The sequence below is a fragment of the Magnetococcales bacterium genome, from assembly GCA_015231755.1.
In the GTDB taxonomy this organism is placed as follows: Bacteria; Pseudomonadota; Magnetococcia; order Magnetococcales; family Magnetaquicoccaceae; genus Magnetaquiglobus.
On sequence record JADGAZ010000019.1, the window covers coordinates 61,279 to 77,951 of the forward strand.

16 protein-coding genes are annotated in these 16,673 nt (G+C 57.4%); 3 read left to right on the top strand and 13 right to left on the bottom strand.

The features are described 5' to 3' along the window. Nucleotides 1-37 precede the first annotated feature (37 nt). The 8 genes from HQL98_12855 to ppk2 form a co-directional block, all read right to left on the bottom strand. On the bottom strand, nucleotides 38-1,411 hold the full coding sequence (locus HQL98_12855; GenBank protein ID MBF0272935.1) for a Do family serine endopeptidase: 1,374 nt from the start codon (nucleotides 1,409-1,411) through the stop codon (nucleotides 38-40). Continuing rightward, a complete protein-coding gene (locus tag HQL98_12860; protein ID MBF0272936.1) occupies nucleotides 1,408-1,860 on the bottom strand; it encodes an NUDIX hydrolase in 453 nt (150 codons plus the stop codon). The genes HQL98_12855 and HQL98_12860 overlap by 4 nt, the downstream gene beginning before the upstream one ends. After that, nucleotides 1,845-2,513, bottom strand: coding sequence for a lipoyl(octanoyl) transferase LipB (gene lipB / locus HQL98_12865; protein ID MBF0272937.1), 669 nt, complete (start codon nucleotides 2,511-2,513; stop codon nucleotides 1,845-1,847). Before lipB ends, HQL98_12860 begins: the two co-directional genes overlap by 16 nt. Further along, nucleotides 2,510-3,712 carry an acyltransferase gene (locus HQL98_12870; protein ID MBF0272938.1) on the bottom strand — a complete coding sequence of 401 codons (1,203 nt, stop codon included), beginning with the start codon at nucleotides 3,710-3,712 and terminating at the stop codon, nucleotides 2,510-2,512. Before HQL98_12870 ends, lipB begins: the two co-directional genes overlap by 4 nt. A gap of 38 nt (nucleotides 3,713-3,750) precedes the next feature. Further along, nucleotides 3,751-4,830 carry a radical SAM protein gene (locus HQL98_12875; protein ID MBF0272939.1) on the bottom strand — a complete coding sequence of 360 codons (1,080 nt, stop codon included), beginning with the start codon at nucleotides 4,828-4,830 and terminating at the stop codon, nucleotides 3,751-3,753. A gap of 71 nt (nucleotides 4,831-4,901) precedes the next feature. Continuing rightward, nucleotides 4,902-7,589, bottom strand: a complete 2,688-nt coding sequence (locus HQL98_12880) for a response regulator (protein MBF0272940.1) — start codon at nucleotides 7,587-7,589, stop codon at nucleotides 4,902-4,904. 21 nt (nucleotides 7,590-7,610) lie between these two features. Next, nucleotides 7,611-8,303, bottom strand: a complete 693-nt coding sequence (locus HQL98_12885) for a cytidylate kinase-like family protein (GenBank protein MBF0272941.1) — start codon at nucleotides 8,301-8,303, stop codon at nucleotides 7,611-7,613. A gap of 155 nt (nucleotides 8,304-8,458) precedes the next feature. Next, nucleotides 8,459-9,361: a polyphosphate kinase 2 gene (ppk2, locus tag HQL98_12890; protein MBF0272942.1), complete on the bottom strand. Its 903-nt coding sequence runs from the start codon at nucleotides 9,359-9,361 to the stop codon at nucleotides 8,459-8,461. 293 nt (nucleotides 9,362-9,654) lie between these two features. Between ppk2 and HQL98_12895 the strand changes: the two genes are divergently transcribed. Continuing rightward, complete coding sequence (locus tag HQL98_12895) at nucleotides 9,655-10,584, top strand: CHAD domain-containing protein (protein ID MBF0272943.1); 930 nt, start codon at nucleotides 9,655-9,657, stop codon at nucleotides 10,582-10,584. A 49-nt stretch (nucleotides 10,585-10,633) separates the two neighbouring features. On the opposite strand, the gene HQL98_12900 is transcribed toward HQL98_12895, so the two are convergent. Genes HQL98_12900 through HQL98_12915 form a run of 4 tightly spaced genes read right to left on the bottom strand, consistent with a single transcriptional unit; the run spans nucleotide 10,634 to nucleotide 13,411 of the window. Beyond that, nucleotides 10,634-11,590, bottom strand: a complete 957-nt coding sequence (locus tag HQL98_12900; GenBank protein MBF0272944.1) for an electron transfer flavoprotein subunit alpha/FixB family protein — start codon at nucleotides 11,588-11,590, stop codon at nucleotides 10,634-10,636. Then, on the bottom strand, nucleotides 11,578-12,336 hold the full coding sequence (locus HQL98_12905; protein ID MBF0272945.1) for an electron transfer flavoprotein subunit beta/FixA family protein: 759 nt from the start codon (nucleotides 12,334-12,336) through the stop codon (nucleotides 11,578-11,580). The genes HQL98_12900 and HQL98_12905 overlap by 13 nt, the downstream gene beginning before the upstream one ends. Continuing rightward, nucleotides 12,333-12,983, bottom strand: coding sequence for a thiol:disulfide interchange protein DsbA/DsbL (locus tag HQL98_12910; GenBank protein ID MBF0272946.1), 651 nt, complete (start codon nucleotides 12,981-12,983; stop codon nucleotides 12,333-12,335). Before HQL98_12910 ends, HQL98_12905 begins: the two co-directional genes overlap by 4 nt. After that, nucleotides 12,980-13,411 carry an OsmC family protein gene (locus tag HQL98_12915; protein ID MBF0272947.1) on the bottom strand — a complete coding sequence of 144 codons (432 nt, stop codon included), beginning with the start codon at nucleotides 13,409-13,411 and terminating at the stop codon, nucleotides 12,980-12,982. Before HQL98_12915 ends, HQL98_12910 begins: the two co-directional genes overlap by 4 nt. A gap of 132 nt (nucleotides 13,412-13,543) precedes the next feature. On the opposite strand from HQL98_12915, the gene HQL98_12920 reads away from it, so the two are divergent. Continuing rightward, nucleotides 13,544-14,638 carry a DHH family phosphoesterase gene (locus HQL98_12920; protein MBF0272948.1) on the top strand — a complete coding sequence of 365 codons (1,095 nt, stop codon included), beginning with the start codon at nucleotides 13,544-13,546 and terminating at the stop codon, nucleotides 14,636-14,638. Next, the gene (lipA, locus tag HQL98_12925) at nucleotides 14,639-15,505 is read left to right on the top strand and encodes a lipoyl synthase (protein ID MBF0272949.1); all 867 of its coding nucleotides are present in this window, start codon (nucleotides 14,639-14,641) and stop codon (nucleotides 15,503-15,505) included. 77 nt (nucleotides 15,506-15,582) lie between these two features. On the opposite strand, the gene HQL98_12930 is transcribed toward lipA, so the two are convergent. Continuing rightward, nucleotides 15,583-16,398: an N-acetylmuramoyl-L-alanine amidase gene (locus tag HQL98_12930; GenBank protein MBF0272950.1), complete on the bottom strand. Its 816-nt coding sequence runs from the start codon at nucleotides 16,396-16,398 to the stop codon at nucleotides 15,583-15,585. Nucleotides 16,399-16,673 lie beyond the last annotated feature (275 nt).

The following is a 16,673-nucleotide window of genomic DNA, read 5'->3' on the forward strand; positions in this document are numbered from 1 at the left end:
ATCCCCGCACAGCCCAAGAGTCCACCGGTTCCCGCCGTCACCGCACCAACACGAAAAACTTCTCCTCGCCACGCTCGATATTAAGCAGCATCTGCCGTTCATCGGCCCGCACCGCCTTGAGCAACGCGGCAAAATCCGGCACCAGCAGACGATTCACCGACAACAAACGGTCCTCGTCGCGCAATCCGGCATTCCAGGCGGCACTTCCAGGCGCCACTTTCACCACCTTGACCAGAGTTTTCTCCCCTTCGTCGGCGTCGATGCCAAAAACCGCCCCCTTCAGGCGGGGATCAATCTTTTCTCCCGCAATCCGTTCCGCTTCCGGATTGGCCAGCACCACGTTGACCGTCTGCTCCCGATTTTCCCGGATCAATTTCATGGTGATCTTCTCACCGACCCTGGCCAGACCGATCACATTATGCAAATCCGAAGCCCCCCGCACCGGATGGCCATTGGCTTCGGTCACCACATCACCCGGTCGCAATCCCGCCTGATAGGCCGAGGATCCCACCACCACCCGGGTCACCGCCGCCCCTCCGGCTCCAACCTGCATGCCAAAGGCCTTGGCCAACTCCGGGGTCAGATCCTGGGCCTGGGCGCCGAGCAGTCCCCGGCGCACCTCGCCATGCTCCACCAGTTGGCTCATCACTTGACGGGCCATGTTAATAGGAATGGCAAACCCGATCCCCACATTGCCCTTGCCGCCACCCGGCGACAAAATGGCGGTATTGATCCCCACCAGCTTGCCGGACAGATCCACCAACGCCCCGCCGGAGTTGCCGGGATTGATGGAGGCATCAGTCTGGATAAAATCTTCGTAGCCCTTGATCCCCAACCCTTTGCGTCCCAAGGCACTGACGATTCCCGAGGTCACGGTCTGCCCCAATCCAAACGGATTTCCCATGGCCACCACGAAATCCCCCACCCGCAACGCCCCGGAATCCCCCATGGGGACCGCCTGCAACCCCTTGTCTTGCACCTGGATCACCGCCACATCGGTCTCTTTGTCCACTCCCACCAGTTTGGCATTCAGGGAGCGACCATCCCGCAAGGTGACGCTGATGGCATCGGCCTTGTCGATCACATGCTGATTGGTCAGCACATAACCCTGTTTGGCATCCACCACCACACCGGATCCGAGGCTTTTGCTCTCCCGTTGCCGTTTGCCCTGGGCGGGCAACTCAAAAAAACGCCGGAAAAACGGATCGTTCAACAACGGATGATCCGGTACGTTCACATGGCTGGTGGTGGCGATGTTCACCACCCCGGGGATCACCCGTTCCACCATGTCGGCCAGACTCGGCAATTTTTGTCCATCCACCGCAAAAGGCAGACCCGCCCAAACCGGTTCCGCCGTCATCATGCCCGCCACCAACAGACCCGCCATCCACACGCCCACGCCGGTTTTCATTCGGGGATCTCCCGCAAGGGGGCTACGCGCCCGGTGGCGCGAAACACCCGATAGTCGTCCAATACCAGATTATGATCAAAAGCCAGATTTCCGGGGATCGCCTCCACCGGCACCACATGCACCCCTTTGGCGTCATCGGCGGCCCGCGGCGTGCCGTGGGCCTCCCCCACGTAAATCGCCGTGGCGGTGTGCAAACGGGAATCCCGCGCCGGGTTGGAATAGATTCCCAACAAGGCGATCAACCGCACCTCCAGGCTGGTCTCCTCCAACGCCTCGCGCACGGCGGCCCGCTCGACGCTCTCCACCCCCCGATCGACGAATCCCCCCGGAATGGCCCATCCATAGGGAGGATTGAGCCGATCGATCAACACGATGGGACGGCCCGGATGATCGATCAATTCGATGATCACGTCAGCGGCCAGAAAAGGGGTCGTCAGTTCTCTTGCCATGGTTCATCCACCCATTCCACCTGAAAAACCTCCTGGAAAACCCCCAGCAGACGGGTCTCCAAGGCCACACGGGTCACCTCGATTCCCAGCTTGGCCAGGGAGGTGACACCCCGTCCGGACAGTCCGCAGGGAACGATCCCCCCATAAGCCCGCAAATCCGGGGCGCGATTGATCGCGAAACCATGATACGCCACCCCGTGACGAATGCGAACCCCCAACGCGGCGATTTTTTCCCCGCCCACCCATACGCCGGGATTTTTCGCCTCCCGTTCCGCGACCACCCCCCATCCCGCCAGGGTGCGGATGACCGTCTCTTCCAGTTTGTCCACATGGGCGCGCACGGCGTGGATGTCGGGACGCAAATCCCGGATCACATAACCCACCGTCTGCCCCGGCCCATGCCAAGTGACCCGCCCGCCCCGGTCCGTCTCCACCACGGGAATCGATGCGTCCAGGATCTCCCCCCGCTGCCCGGAACGCCCCACCGTGTAGACCGGATCATGTTCCAGCAGCCAAAACACCCCCGGCGCCCCCCCGGCCACAATCGCCTCCACCCGCTGCCGCTGTCGGTCCCAAGCGGTCTGGTAGTCAAGGCGCTCGTGGCGCCAGAGGGCGCAGGGGGTGACAGACGAATGACAACCGGATGAATTCAAGAGAGGATCCGATTCATGCCAAACAGCGCATACGGCCTGAAGCTATCCGACAACCATCCAAACCATTGACGCAAAGAAGACAAAACAGAACGAACCAATCGTGCCTCAATGATCGCCCAAAAAAGATAACTGAGAAAAAAGGTTACCGGAAGCGTTACTCCTATCGTGGTCATTGCCGCCATGACTGGATCTTCAAACCAGGGAGCAATCGATCCATGCAGCCACATCGAGAAAGTATAGATGACTGGCATGTGAACAAAGTACAAAGAAAGAGACAATTTTCCCAACATTCCTGATACCGAATTTGAGAGGAAACGGGAATATTTTCCATTCAATGTTGCCATAACCACCAGAAAGAAAAGCATAATATATTCAAACAGATTTTCACCAATCAGATAAGCCAAAACACTCCAAAGTCTTGGAAATTGTTTCAGAACCGTAAAAATTGACAAATACGACAAAAAAACAACAAATTCAATTCTATGAAATACCAGACAGGAAACTCTTTTCTTTAATTTCTCCTGAATCTCAAAATTAACCGTCAAATCACACAAAAACACTCCAAGCAGAAATCCAAGATAAATACTATCTCTCAGCAGAACCCCGAGAACCAGATAAATCAATGCACGCTTCCAGAAAAAGAAGTTTCCTGCCAGCATCAACATAAAAAAGATAGCCATGGACGCATAATATTCATAGGTCATCGTCCAGAAGACCGCATTATAAGAAGAATACCCTTGTTTGATTCCCAGCAAATATTCTGTCACGGTACCAACAACAGCCGACCAGAAATCCGGCTCGATTACTCTTGTATGGTACCATCCCATCCTGAGACAACCATCAATAATCACCGCTGAACATACCATGGGAACGCCAAGCCGGAAGATTCTCAGAAAGGCCATTTCCATCAGTTTCTCACGACTGTGATTAACAAAATAATAATAGGACAAACTGAATCCACTTATTATAAAAAAAATCCTAACAGAATATGAACCATTAATCAATAAATCGAATGGAGTCTTATATAACAGTTTCCCAACAAGCCCATTTTCAGGAAGCTCATTGTACTGAAAACCAAACCGTCTGATGAGATGCCCAAGAAATACCGCAAGAGCTGCCCACCCACGCAAACCGTCCAGATAGGCCAGTCTGGCATACCTGGATGGAGTGGGCAGCTCTTTGGTTTTATCGGAAGACATACCAGTCAAATCCGTTCAAATGCGCCAAGGGTTAGGGCTTATTCCTGAATCTGACTGGAAGGACTGACAGGACTAGAAGAAGTTCTTCTCCGGATAAAGCCACAGGACCGACAAATCGGAATATCCTGAGGGGAATCCAAATTCATGCGGCGCAACGCCCGCATCCGTTTGGAATACCAGAATGCCATGGGTTTAATGGTATCAACCGAGTCCAGAACATCCTCTTGATTATATGATTGGCAACAGGGAACATATTTCCCCTGGGAGGTGATATGAAGATACGACCAGAGACTGGGACAAGCCAGCACCTTTTTGTATTCACACTGGTTACGGATGCTGCTGTCATCCTGCTTCAAGAGTACAAGGCCACCAAATCCCGACTGGCGTGCATTAAATTGTGAATACGAATCGGCAGAATCCGCATTCTCCCTGGCAATAAAATTCTTGATGTTACGCATCTTGATATCGGGCAAGCCCATGGCGTTGAGACGCTTGCGGAGATCCGGCAATTGTTCCTTGTTGTACTCATTAACGACAATGAAAGGAGTAATCATTGGAGTCTTGCTGTTCGTTTCTGATTTGATTCTCTGAATATTGTTAATAAAGTTAAAAATCAGTTCCAACTTGCCATTATAGCGATATTTTCCATAAGTTTCCTGGTCATTACCATCAATATCGACCTGAAGCACATCAATACCCGACGCCACCAATTCACGAAACCACTTTTCATCCCGATCGATGTTGCCATTCGTATTCACAAACACTTCAACAAATCCGTGATCCTTGGCATAACGCACAAAACGGTTGAATTCCGGATGCAGCAACGACTCCCCCCACATATGGAAAAACGATTCCGGATAGATAGAAGCCAGATCATCCACGACAGTCTTGAAGGTCTCCCATTTCATGAAGCCAGGCTCACGTCCGACCCGGCCCACGCCCGTGGGACAGAATTGACAGCGCAAATTGCAAACCGAGGCCAACTCCAAATAAACCAACCGTGGTGGGGCAAGGGATAAGATTACCTTATGTCGAGTCAACCAATCCAAAACCCGATTGGCGCGATACCGATAGAGAGGACTAGGCATTATATAACGCCATATATAGTTCATAAACATAACGTTACCTCCGGATCAACAACAATGGAATTTTCTGATCGTCACAAGAGTCGGTCGATCAATCATCCCTGCTACACCAGTTCCCGCACCGCCTCGCTCACCGCGACGCACTCGGTTTCCAGCTCCTTGAACAATTTTTCCGCCTTCAGCCACTCCTCGGCCCGCACCGCCACACCTAAGCGCACGGTCTTGAGTTTCAGCCGTTCCGCGCCCAGACCGATGGCGAGTTTTTTGAGGGTTTCGCTTTGTTCTCGGGCGCGACGGGAGTTCTTGTCGTCCATGGCCGTGCGCAGCGGTTGCAACAAGGCGGCCACGCCCTTGCGCCATTGGGAGGCCGACTCCTGAAACAGCCCCTTGTCTTCCACCAAAGACAACACCGGCACATCCCTGGGCGCCCCTTTGCGGGATTTCTGGCGCCGTTTCAAAGCGACCCGGGCAGTGACGTTGAGCAGTTCCACCGGGCGATAGGGCTTCACCAAAAAATCGTCCATGCCCGAGGCCAGACACAGCGCCCGTTCTCCCGGCAGGGCGCGGGCCGTGACCGCCACGATGGGGAGCCGTCCGCTGACATCCGACCTTTCCCGGATCCGACGGGTCAATTCATAACCGTCCATCCGGGGCATATGCAGATCGGTCAGCACCAGATCGAATCCGGGAGCCGCCAACATACGATCCAAAGCCTCCTGGCCATCCTTGACCGCCACCACCTGATGACCCGCCTTCTCCAGAATTTCAACCGCCAGTTCCCGGTTTTCTTCCAGGTCTTCCGCCAGCAAAATGCGCAACGACGGCATCGTGGTATCGACAAAAGGCCAACCGGCGGGTTCAAGGGACAACTCGCACACCCGCCCTTCCAGCAACGCCTTCAGACACCGCAACAGACTGACCCGCTTGAGCGGCTTGATGATCGGCACCATCTCCGGCAACGCCCCGATGCCGGGCAGATCTTCGGCGCGACGGTTGGCCGACAACAAAATGGCCGCCTTGCCACGCCAACCCGGATGATTGGTCAAATCCGACAAGGCCGGGCCATGAATTTCCACCATGCGCTGATCCAGCATCAGCACCTCCCAGGGTCGATTTTCGACCTGGGCTTCGTCCAAGGCAGTCGTCAAAGCGACCACATCCTCCGCTTCCCCCACCACCGCCCCGAAGCTGTGCAGAATCTCGACGGCAATGGTGCGGCCCAACAAATGGGGATCGGCGATCAAAATCCGCACCCCCGCCAGGGCCTGACCGATGGTCGGCGCAGCCCCCCGGTCACCCGCCTCCACCCCGGCTGCGTCCACCACCGCACGACGCACCCCCCCGAAACGCAGCATCACATGAAAAATGCTCCCCTCGTCGATCTCGCTTTCCACACGGATTGATCCTCCCATCAACTCCGCCAACACCTTGCTGATGGTCAAACCCAATCCAGTACCACCAAACTTGCGGGTGATGGAGCCATCCGCCTGGGTGAACCGCTCGAAAATCTTCTCCTGGCGATCATCGGGAATGCCGATGCCGGTATCGGCCACAGAAAACATTACCCCCACACCCCGTTCCCGCGACTCTCCACCCACCGGATCCGCCGGCCAGTCCGCCCGTTGCACCAAAACCGTCACCTCGCCTTTTTCGGTGAACTTGATGGCGTTGGCGATCAGGTTGATGAGAATCTGCGTCAAACGGTTGGGATCACCAATGACCAGATCCGGGATTTCCGGAGCGATGTAACAAAACAGTTCCAGATCTTTTTCATGGGCCTTGACCGCGATCAGATCGCAGACATTTTCCACCACCGAGCGCAGGTCAAAGGAGATGCGCTCCAACAACAATTGACCCGCCTCGATTTTGGCCAGATCCAGAATGCCGTTGATGAGCGTCAGGAGATTGTTCGAGGCGTTTTGGACAATGATCAGCTTGTCACGCTGCTCGGTGGTGAGGCGGGTATTGAGCACCAGATCGGTCATGCCGATGATGGCGGTCATGGGGGTACGGATTTCATGGCTCATATTGGCCAGGAATTCGTTCTTGGCAAGACTGGCGGCATTGGCGGCCACCATGGACTCTTCCAGTTTGGCGGTCCGCTCGTTGACCATCTCCTGGAGATGGTTCTGATAGCGCAGCAGATTGGCTTCCGCCTCGTGCCGCTCCCGGAGATCCTGAATGACGAGAATCGTCTCTTCTGGCACGCTTGCGTGAAGCGCCAACCGCGACGCGGTGACCTGAACCGGAATGCGGGTGCCATCCCTGGCCAGGAGGAAAGTGTCCTCTCCGGCCAGGGTGCCCGCTTGCATGGCGCGCAACCACCCGCCGTCCGCTCCGTCGAACAGACCGAAAACGGTTTGTCCCAGCCATGTCGAGGCCTCATAACCGGTCAGTGCCAGAAAGGCCCGATTGACCGTGAGGATGGATCCCTGTACGTCGATGACCAGCAAACCGTTGGCCATGGAGTCCAGAATGGCATGGGTGTAACGGTTGATTTCGGCTAATTGTTCAGCGTTGCGCGCCCGTTCAAGCTGTCGGGGTCGAATCAACAACCGATAGGCGAGCAGAAAAAAAATCACCACCAACGCGAAAATCAGCCCCCCCTCCAGGGGAGAATGCCGGATTGCGGAATCCAGCATAAAGCCGCCGATGGTCAGTGCGCTACCCAACAGATAGGCGGCCAACAGGGACCACACCCCCTGAAACAAACGAGAGGGTACAGTACCCTGACTCCCGGATGGTCGATCCTTCCGGAAGCCGTTGTCTCCCGCACGGTTGACAGGGGGCATGAAACCGTTCGCGGGCAAGGGTTACGCCTGTTCCGGTGGTACCTGAAAACCGATCTGATTCATGGCGGCAATGATCACTTCGACGGCCTGATTCGGCGCGAACCGGTCGGTATTGACGATCAGGTCAAATCCATGCACCGCTCTGGGGAACCGTTTGGCCACCTGCTGCTCGAATTTTTCCCGCTCCTTGTTGGATTGGAGAACCAGTTTTTCGGCCTTTTCGAGTTTCATGTCCTTGTGTTTGGCGATCCGTTTGGCACAGGTGGCCAGGGATCCTTCGAGCCGGACACAGAAAGTCTGTTTTCTCGGCAGAAGCAAATGGGCGGCCCGACCCACGATCACCCCGCCCAGGGGGGCAATACCCAGGATCACCTTGGCCATGTAGCGGAAATAGGCCTCGGAGCTGATGCTTTTCTTGGAGAAAAAGGAGTGAAGGATGTCGTCCACCAGGGAACTGACCCGTTCATCCAGGCTGGCCAGGAGTTGTTTGTCATCCTTGGTTTGGCTGACGATGGCGTTCAACAATTCTTTGTCGTACAATTGAACACCGAGGCGTTCGGCCAACAATTTGGCGGTACTGGAACCGGCGGCCCCATAATAACGGGAGACGGTGACCAAAGGTTTCATGCGGGCGGAGGCGTCATCCTTTTTGTCGGCATCATACCGGCCCGCATCGAGAATGGAGCGAACAAGTTGCAAAGGGGAGTGAGTCATGAATTTTCCTTCTGAGGTGTCATGATCTGGGGAGCGATTCTCGGGAGTGTGCCGGAAGGAACGAAACGCGGTTGCCGATCCAATCCGGACCGACAACCGCGTTTACCAAAAACCACTGACTCCCATCCAGGGGCCGCGAAGGGGAACAAACGGCCTTAATCGATGCCGATTTCCTCGGCCACGGTGCGCACCACGCGCTTGTCGTAGTCCAGGATTTCCTTGTTCTTGCCCTTGTAGGGGAGCTGGCTCAGGACATACTTGATTCCGTTGATGCGCGCCCGTTTTTTGTCATCGGACTTGATGATGGTCCAGGGACACTCGGGGGTGGAGGAGTAGAAGAACATGTCCTCTTTGGCCTTGGTGTAGTCTTCCCACTTATCCTGGGACTCTTTGTCCACCGGGGAGAGTTTCCACTGCTTGAGGGGGTCGTTCATGCGGCTGTTGAAACGACGCAACTGCTCTTCCTTGCTGACGGAAAAATAGAACTTGAACAGGGTGATGCCGGAGTTGACCAGCATCCGTTCGAATTCCGGAACCGAGCGCAGGAACTCTTTCACCTGATCCTTGGAGCAGAATCCCATCACCCGCTCCACGCCCGCCCGGTTGTACCAGCTGCGGTCAAAGAGACAGATTTCACCCGCCGAGGGCAGATGTTGCACATAGCGTTGGAAATACCACTGGCTGCGCTCTTGATCCGTGGGTTTTTCCAGGGCCACGACCCGGCATCCACGGGGGTTGAGATGTTCGATGAACCGCTTGATGGTACCACCCTTGCCCGAAGCGTCGCGCCCCTCGAAGAGGGCGATGATCTTGACGCCATTCTCCTTGACCCAGTTTTGCATCTTGACCAGCTCGATATGGAGCGGGGTCATGATGTTGAGATACTCATCCTCGGACATCTTCTTGAACTTGGGACGGGCGCTGCGTTGCGCCTGCTGGCTCCCTTTGCCCAGGATGATTTTGCTGGCGCCGTCGTCAGCGGCCAGACGCTTGGTGAGGATATCGGGTGTGGCGTCGGTTTTCTTGGTGTTCTCAGTGGTCATTCCGTTCTCCCGCATTTTTTTTGAATTTGGATGAATGCACAATCTAATTGAATTAAAAGTGTCGGGCCCAGTCTGGCATCCTTTCTGCCCAACGCTTCAACATTTGGCTGTCTGGGTGAAATCGGATCCATGATAGTGCCCGTCACGCTGGATGTCCACCTTTCCTTGGGAATTTTTCCCGCGGGGGCGCATTTTTTCAGGTGGACGCAAAGCGGCTTGTTGCCCCACCCGCTTTGGGGTAAGATCACGTAACGTATAAGAAAGACTCTGTCATTTTCTTTAATCCAAGAAACCCAAGAGAGGAAGACATGGAGACCGCAGTCAAGATCAAGGGAGCCCCCATCAAGGACAGACACAGTACCGGGGAGACGTTTGGGCTCATTTTGCGCTACAATTTCGACTATCTGCAAGAGTGGGCTCCCATTGCCCGCCATGGAGAAAACATCGAAGGCGTGCATCAGGCCCGAGTGTCGTTGCGGCGCATGCGGTCTGCCCTGGGTCTGTTTCGCAAAGCCATTCCCCGGTCGATCACCGATCCCTGGAGCATGGAAATGCAATGGATCGCCTCCACCATGGGAGCAGCCCGGGATCTGGATGTCTTCATCCACGAGGGCCTGAAGGCCATGTCGGGCAAAATCCCTCTGGAATCGGGCGAAAAAAAGCTGACCGCCCTGGCGGAACAACGTCGGACAGAAGCCTATGCCCAGGTCCGCACCATGATGGAAAGCGAACGGTATCAAGCCTTCATGCGGGACTTTCCCGCCTGGCTCGACTCCAGCGGTTGGTACAAAGACGATATGCCCTCCGCCGAACGCAACCGGATGAACAAAAACATCCGCCGCTACGCCTCCATGGTGCTCAGCAAGCGCATGGCCTCCACCTTGAGCTATGGCAACCGCCTGAAGGAGATGAACAGCGTCGAGTTGCACGCCCTGCGCATCGAATGCAAAAAGCTCCGCTACGCCTTTGAATTCTTTCTGCCGCTGTTCGTCGAAAAGGGAATGCTGAGCTTTGGCCAACACCTCAAGGGATTGCAAGACCTGCTGGGCGTGATGAACGATGTCTCGGTGATGCCCGGACTGCTGGAGAAAATCCTCGCGGATTCCACCGATCTGGAAACGATCCAATATGCCGGCGCCCTCATCGGCTGGCGGGCTCGTCAATACGAAGAAATTCGCGCCCAACTCACCACCCGCTGGGAGGAGTTCGCCGGCGCCGCCCTCCCCTGGATGAAATAACAACCAAGCCCGATCCAGAAATCCCCGGCTGCTCTCCCCTTTCTTGGCGTCACAAGGAAGAAGGATGAGCAGCCGATTGCAAGGCCTCGATCAAAGCCGGAACCGCCGTGTGCAGATCCCCGGTCAAGGCCAGATCCGCCACCAGGGCCATGGGCGCCTGGGGGTCGATGTTGATGGAAACCAGACATCCCGCCTCCTTGACCCCGGCCAGATGCTGGACCGCGCCGGAAATCCCCAAAGCGATGTATACCTCCGGCGCGATGATCCGACCGGTCTGACCGATCTGCCGTTCCGCCGGGGCCAATCCTGCGTCCACGGCCCCCCGGCTCGCCCCCACCGCTCCGCCCAATACCCGGGCCAACCGCTCCACCGAGGCGAAACTGCCCTCTTTTTCCAGGCCGGCCCCGCCGGCCACCACCACCCGCGCCGTGGACAAATCCCCGTTCCCCTGGTCGTTCGAGGGACGAAAATCAACAGATGCGGACCATCCCAAAGTCGGGGCATCCGGTCCCTGCCGCACCGTCACCGCCACGTTTTCCAGCGGCACCGGGGCAAACGCCCAAGGCTGCACGGTCAACACCACCGGTCTCGCCCGCGTCCGCACCACAGCCATGATCCGACCGGCGTGCATGGAACGCACAAAGGTCTCCGGACCCCGCATTTCCACCACCCCGGTGACCGGCGATACCCGGAGTATTCCTCCGATCCGGGGCATGAGTTCCGCCCCGAAACTCCCGGCCGTGGCCACCAGATGATCAAATCCCGCCGCCAGTTCCACCACCAGTTGGGCCAGATCTTCCGGGGGCACCCGTTGCGCCGGATGATGCGCATGGATCACCTCCCGGATTCCTGCAAGCCGGGCCAATCCGCAGGCCACCTCCCGGCTGTTGACGCCGACCACCAGCACGGATACCGCGGCCTCCAGCCCACGGACCGCCCCCATCAGCCGGGCGGCCACCCCCACAGGATCCGGATCACCCGCATCGATCACCATCAGGACGGACACGCCACCACCCCACGGGCGCGCAACCGGGCGGCCAGTTCCGTCACGTCGCCGACCCGTATCCCCGGTTTGCGGGGAACGGGCAAGGCTACGGAGAGCCACTCCAGATCACTCGACAGATTTTCCCCCAGTTCCTGGGGGGAGATGCATTCCAGGGATTTGCTCCGCGCCCGCATGATGGCGGGCAGACTGGCATATCGGGGCGTGTTGAGACGGGGATCCACGGTAATCACGGCGGGCAGACGCACGGTGACGACCTCCTGGCCCCCATCGACGGCACGCGAGACCCGGCATCGCCCCTCCTCCCATGCCAATCCGCTGGCAAAGGCCACCTGACCCCAACCCAGCAAACCGGCCACCAGCAGACCGACCGTTCCTTGATCCCGGTCCACCGCCTGACGACCGGTGAGCATCAACCCCACCCCCTCCCGCACCGCCAAAGCGGCCAACAGTCGGGCGGTTGGCAGGGGATCCAGGGGATCCGGGGCATCGATGCGGATTCCCCGATCCGCCCCCATGGCCAAGGCGGTCCGCAAGGTGCCTTCCCACTCCGCAGGCCCCACGGAAACCGCGATCACCCCCTGGGCCGCCCCGCTTTCACGCAATTGCAGGGCGACCTCCAGGGCGTTATCGTCCACCGGATTGGCAACCGGTCGGGCATCCCGGATCTCCACGCCGCTTCCATCCGCTTTCACCCGGACCGGCACCACCGGATCCGGGATCTGCTTGATCGCCACCAGGACGATCATTGCGCGGCAAGAGCCTCCACAATCTCGAACAGACGCTCGTAATTCCCTTGATCGTGCTTGCCGGGAGTGACCCGATAGCGTCCATTGATCACCAAAGTCGGGGTGCCGGTGATGCCATAGGACTGGGCCAAAGCGCGACCCTGGGCGATCTTGCCCTGAACCCCGAAGGAGTTCATGTGGGCCTGAAAGGCCGCGGAATCGATCTTCATGCCTTCGGCGATGAAAGCCAGCTCCTGCGGCGAATCCAGATTGATCTGATCGACGAAGTGGGCATTGAACAAGGCGTGTTTCATGTCCGCTTCCCGCCCCATGAACTGGGCGGCATAAAAGGCCCGCAAGGGTTGATCGGTCTGCTGGGAAAAGGCGATGGGCAGACTTTTGATGTCATAACGGCCTTTCATTTTCTCCGTCCAGTCGTTCATGGCCGGATGCAGCTTGATGCAGTGGGGACATTTGAAATTGAACACCTCCACCACCTCGGGCTTGGAACCGGAAACCGGTACCGGCGGGATGATCGCCTCAAAGTGTTCTCCGACCTTGGGGACAAAGGGGTCGGCACCCACCGGAGCCGAGACCAGCCAAGTCAGCAGCGACAGACACATCCCGACCCACCACGCCCCCCGGACAAACACCAGACGATGCCTCATGATTGCGACTCCACAATATCGAAAGTACTGCGGATGGTAGCGGTTTTACTCAACATGGCGGCGGCGGAACAATATTTTTCCTCGGAGAGCTGAATCGCCCGTTCCACCGCCTTGGAAGGAATATCCTTTCCGGTGACGACGAAATGCATTTCGATCTCCACGTAGACCTTGGGATCCTGTTCGGCCCGTTCCCCTTTGATCACCACCTCGCAGTTGTTCACGATGTGCCGTCCTTTGCGCAGGATGGTCAGAACGTCGATGCTGGCGCACCCTCCCAGCCCGATCAGGAACAACTCCATGGGACGAACACCCATGTTGCGTCCCCCCACCTCAAGGCTGCCATCCATGACCACAGTATGCCCGGAACCGGACTCTCCAACCATCTGAATGCCATCGATGAGCCTTACGCGCGATGTGACTTTCCCCATTCGGGTCTCCTTGGTAAAGTGAAACACAATCCATCGAAATATGGTGCAAGCCCGGTGGCCTTTTGGCAAGATGTCATGATCAAAACGACACGACCGCGCCAACCCGCGCTCCCGAAATCGAGGTTAAGCAAAATGGAAGAACTGGATACAAAAAGCAAGGTCACTCAACTCGAAGCGCTTTTGACTGGCCGCGAAGGAGAGCGTCACGCCGTCATTTTACAAGATTTTCCCGATCCGGATGCCATTTCCTGTGGTTTTGCCTATCACGTTCTGGCCGCCGAACGGGGCATCCAGACGGAATTGATCTATGGGGGACGCATCAGCCATCAGGAGAACATCGCCCTGATCAACCTGCTGGAAATCCAGGTGACCGAATGGGTGGCGGACGAAATCCCGGCCAATCACTTCCAAGGAGCGGTCTTCGTGGACAATCAGGGCACCACCAGCAACCTGGTGGATCGTCTGGACCACGCGGGAGTCCCGGTACTGGCGGTGATCGACCATCATGACCACCAGACCCGTCTCAACGCGCCCCTGTTCACGGATATCCGTCCGGTGGGAGCCTGCGCCTCGATCTTTACCCACTATCTGTCCGAAGGGCTGTTGCCGTTGCGCCCCTCCAAGCCGGAACATCGACGCCTGGCCACGGCCCTGATGCATGGCATCGTCAGCGAAACCGGTTCCATGCTCCACGCCCAACCCTTCGACTTCACCGCCGCCGCCTTTTTGCAGCCCTTTTACGACATCGACCTGCTGATGGATATCCTGCATCAGCGACGCAACCACAAGGTGATGGAGGTGATCCGTCTGGCCCTGGCCAACCGGGTGATCAAGGCGGGATTGTGTCTTTCCGGAGTGGGTTATCTGCGGGGCGAGGACCGGGATGCCATTCCCCAGGCCGCGGACTTTCTCTTGACCGAAGATACAGTCCATACCGCCGTGGTTTACGGCATCGTGGCCATGGCCGATGGTCTGGAGTGCATTCACGGCTCCTTGCGCACCAGCAAGAACAGTCTCAGTCCGGACGCCTTTCTCAAGGATGTGCTGGGACGTACCGAACAGGGCGTCTTCTACGGCGGGGGCAAGGCCGGCGCGGGTGGATTTGAAATCTCCCTGGGGTTTTTGTCCGGCAACGACAGCGAGGAGTTGGCCATGATCAAATGGAACGCCTTCGATGCCAAAATCCGCAAAAAATTCTTCAAAAAAATCGGCATGGAGGAACGATAGGTGCTGGTACCCAAACCCCGCTGGCTCAAGGTCAGGGCACCCGGATCCCCGGAATATCGCCGCCTCCAGGCCCTGACCCGACGGCTGCGACTGGAAACCGTCTGCCAGTCGGCCCGCTGTCCCAACATCGGCGACTGCTGGCATGCCGGCAGCGCGGCGTTCATGATTCTGGGCGCTCTGTGTACCCGTTCCTGCGGTTTTTGCGACGTTCCCGCCGGTCGGCCCGCGCCGCCGGATCCGGATGAACCCCGCCGACTGGCCGAGGCCGTCACCGCCCTGGATCTGCGCCATGTGGTGATCACCTCGGTGACCCGGGACGATCTGACGGATGGGGGAGCGGGACACTTCGCGGCCTGCGTGGCCGCGATCCGGGAACAAGCCATCCAGCATGCCACCCGGATCGAACTGCTGATTCCCGACTTCCGGGGCGCGGAGGAACCCTTGCGACAGGTGTTGCGCGCCGCGCCGGAGGTGTTGAATCACAATGTGGAGACCGTGCCCCGTCTCTATCCGACGGTGCGGCCAGCCGCCAGTTATCAAGGCTCTTTGCAACTGCTGTCCCGAGCCGCAGCCCACGATGGCGCCCCGATGCGCATCAAATCCGGCATCATGCTGGGTCTGGGGGAGAAGGAACCGGAAGTGCTGGCGGTGTTGAACGATTTGAAAAACGCTGGGGTGGACACCTTGACCATCGGCCAATATCTCGCCCCGAGCCGGGATCATCTGCCTGTGGTGCGCTATTGGACTCCGGAGGCGTTCCAGAGTTTGGGGGAGCAGGCTCTGGCCATGGGATTTGCCAATGTGGAGAGCCATCCCCTGGCCCGCTCTTCGTTTCACGCGGAGCGGGTGTTCGAGGAGGCCGTCTGACCGCGAAGCGGGCAACCGGCCCAGGGGTCTGCCAAGACGCCAAGGCCGGAAAGCAACATGGAAATGTTTTTTGTGGTTTACGCCAACCCGGACGCTCTGGCAAACCGTTGCGCGCCCAGGGTCACGGCTTTGGCCAACGAATCCTGATGACCCACCTGTTGCAACAGATACTCCTCTTCCCGGTTGGAAAGAAATGCCATCTCCACCAGAACCGATGGGATATCCGGAGCCTTCAACACGGCGAAGCCGGCCTGTTTGATGGTTTTGAAATGCAGGGAAAGCGGGGGGGTATTGGAGATCGAAGCCAGCAGATTGTTGCCCAGAAGCAAGGAACGGTTCAGGGAATCCCGTTGAGACAGATCCATCAGGATGCCTTTGACCTCCTGATCCGAAACCTCGTCCAGATCCACGCCCCCGATCAGATCCACATTGTTCTCCCGGCGTTCCAGCAGGCGGATGGCCTTGTCCGGGGAGGGTTTGCCCCGCTCGGAGAGACAATAAACCGACGCTCCCCGGGCCGAACTGACATGAAACGCGTCGGCGTGCAGACTGATGAACAGATCGGCCTGGAATTTCCGTGCGATGGCCACCCGTTGCGTCAAAGGCACATAATAATCCCCGCTCCGGGTCAAACGGGCGGTGAAACCCGGCACCGCATTGATTTCATTGGCCACCCGCTTGGCCACGGCCAGGGTGACATCCTTTTCCCGCAAGCCGGTGTTGCCGATCGCGCCAGGATCCACGCCACCGTGACCCGGATCGATGGCGATCACCACCCCCCGCTTCGATGTACGACTGAACGACTCCATGGCCGCGTGCGCCATGGAGGTCGGGAGACACATCCCACCAAACGACAGTGCCATCGCCTTCAACATCGCTCGCCGATCAAACATCGTCCCCGATCTCCCGTTTTTCATAGAATTTTTGACAGTCTTTGCGAAGTATCAATAAATCTTTCATTTCAATAGATTGACTTCTAGAGCGCCCCGGACTTGTGCCTGGATGGGCAACACAGAAGCAAGACTCGTACCGGCAAGCGAACCACTTTCTTGACACCCTCGAAAAAAAACATGTCCAAGGATACGACCAAAGGTTGCAACGTATTATCTATAAGATGGACCCAGGATTTGAGACAGCGGAATAAGCTATACTTCGGCCTCAAAAAGGA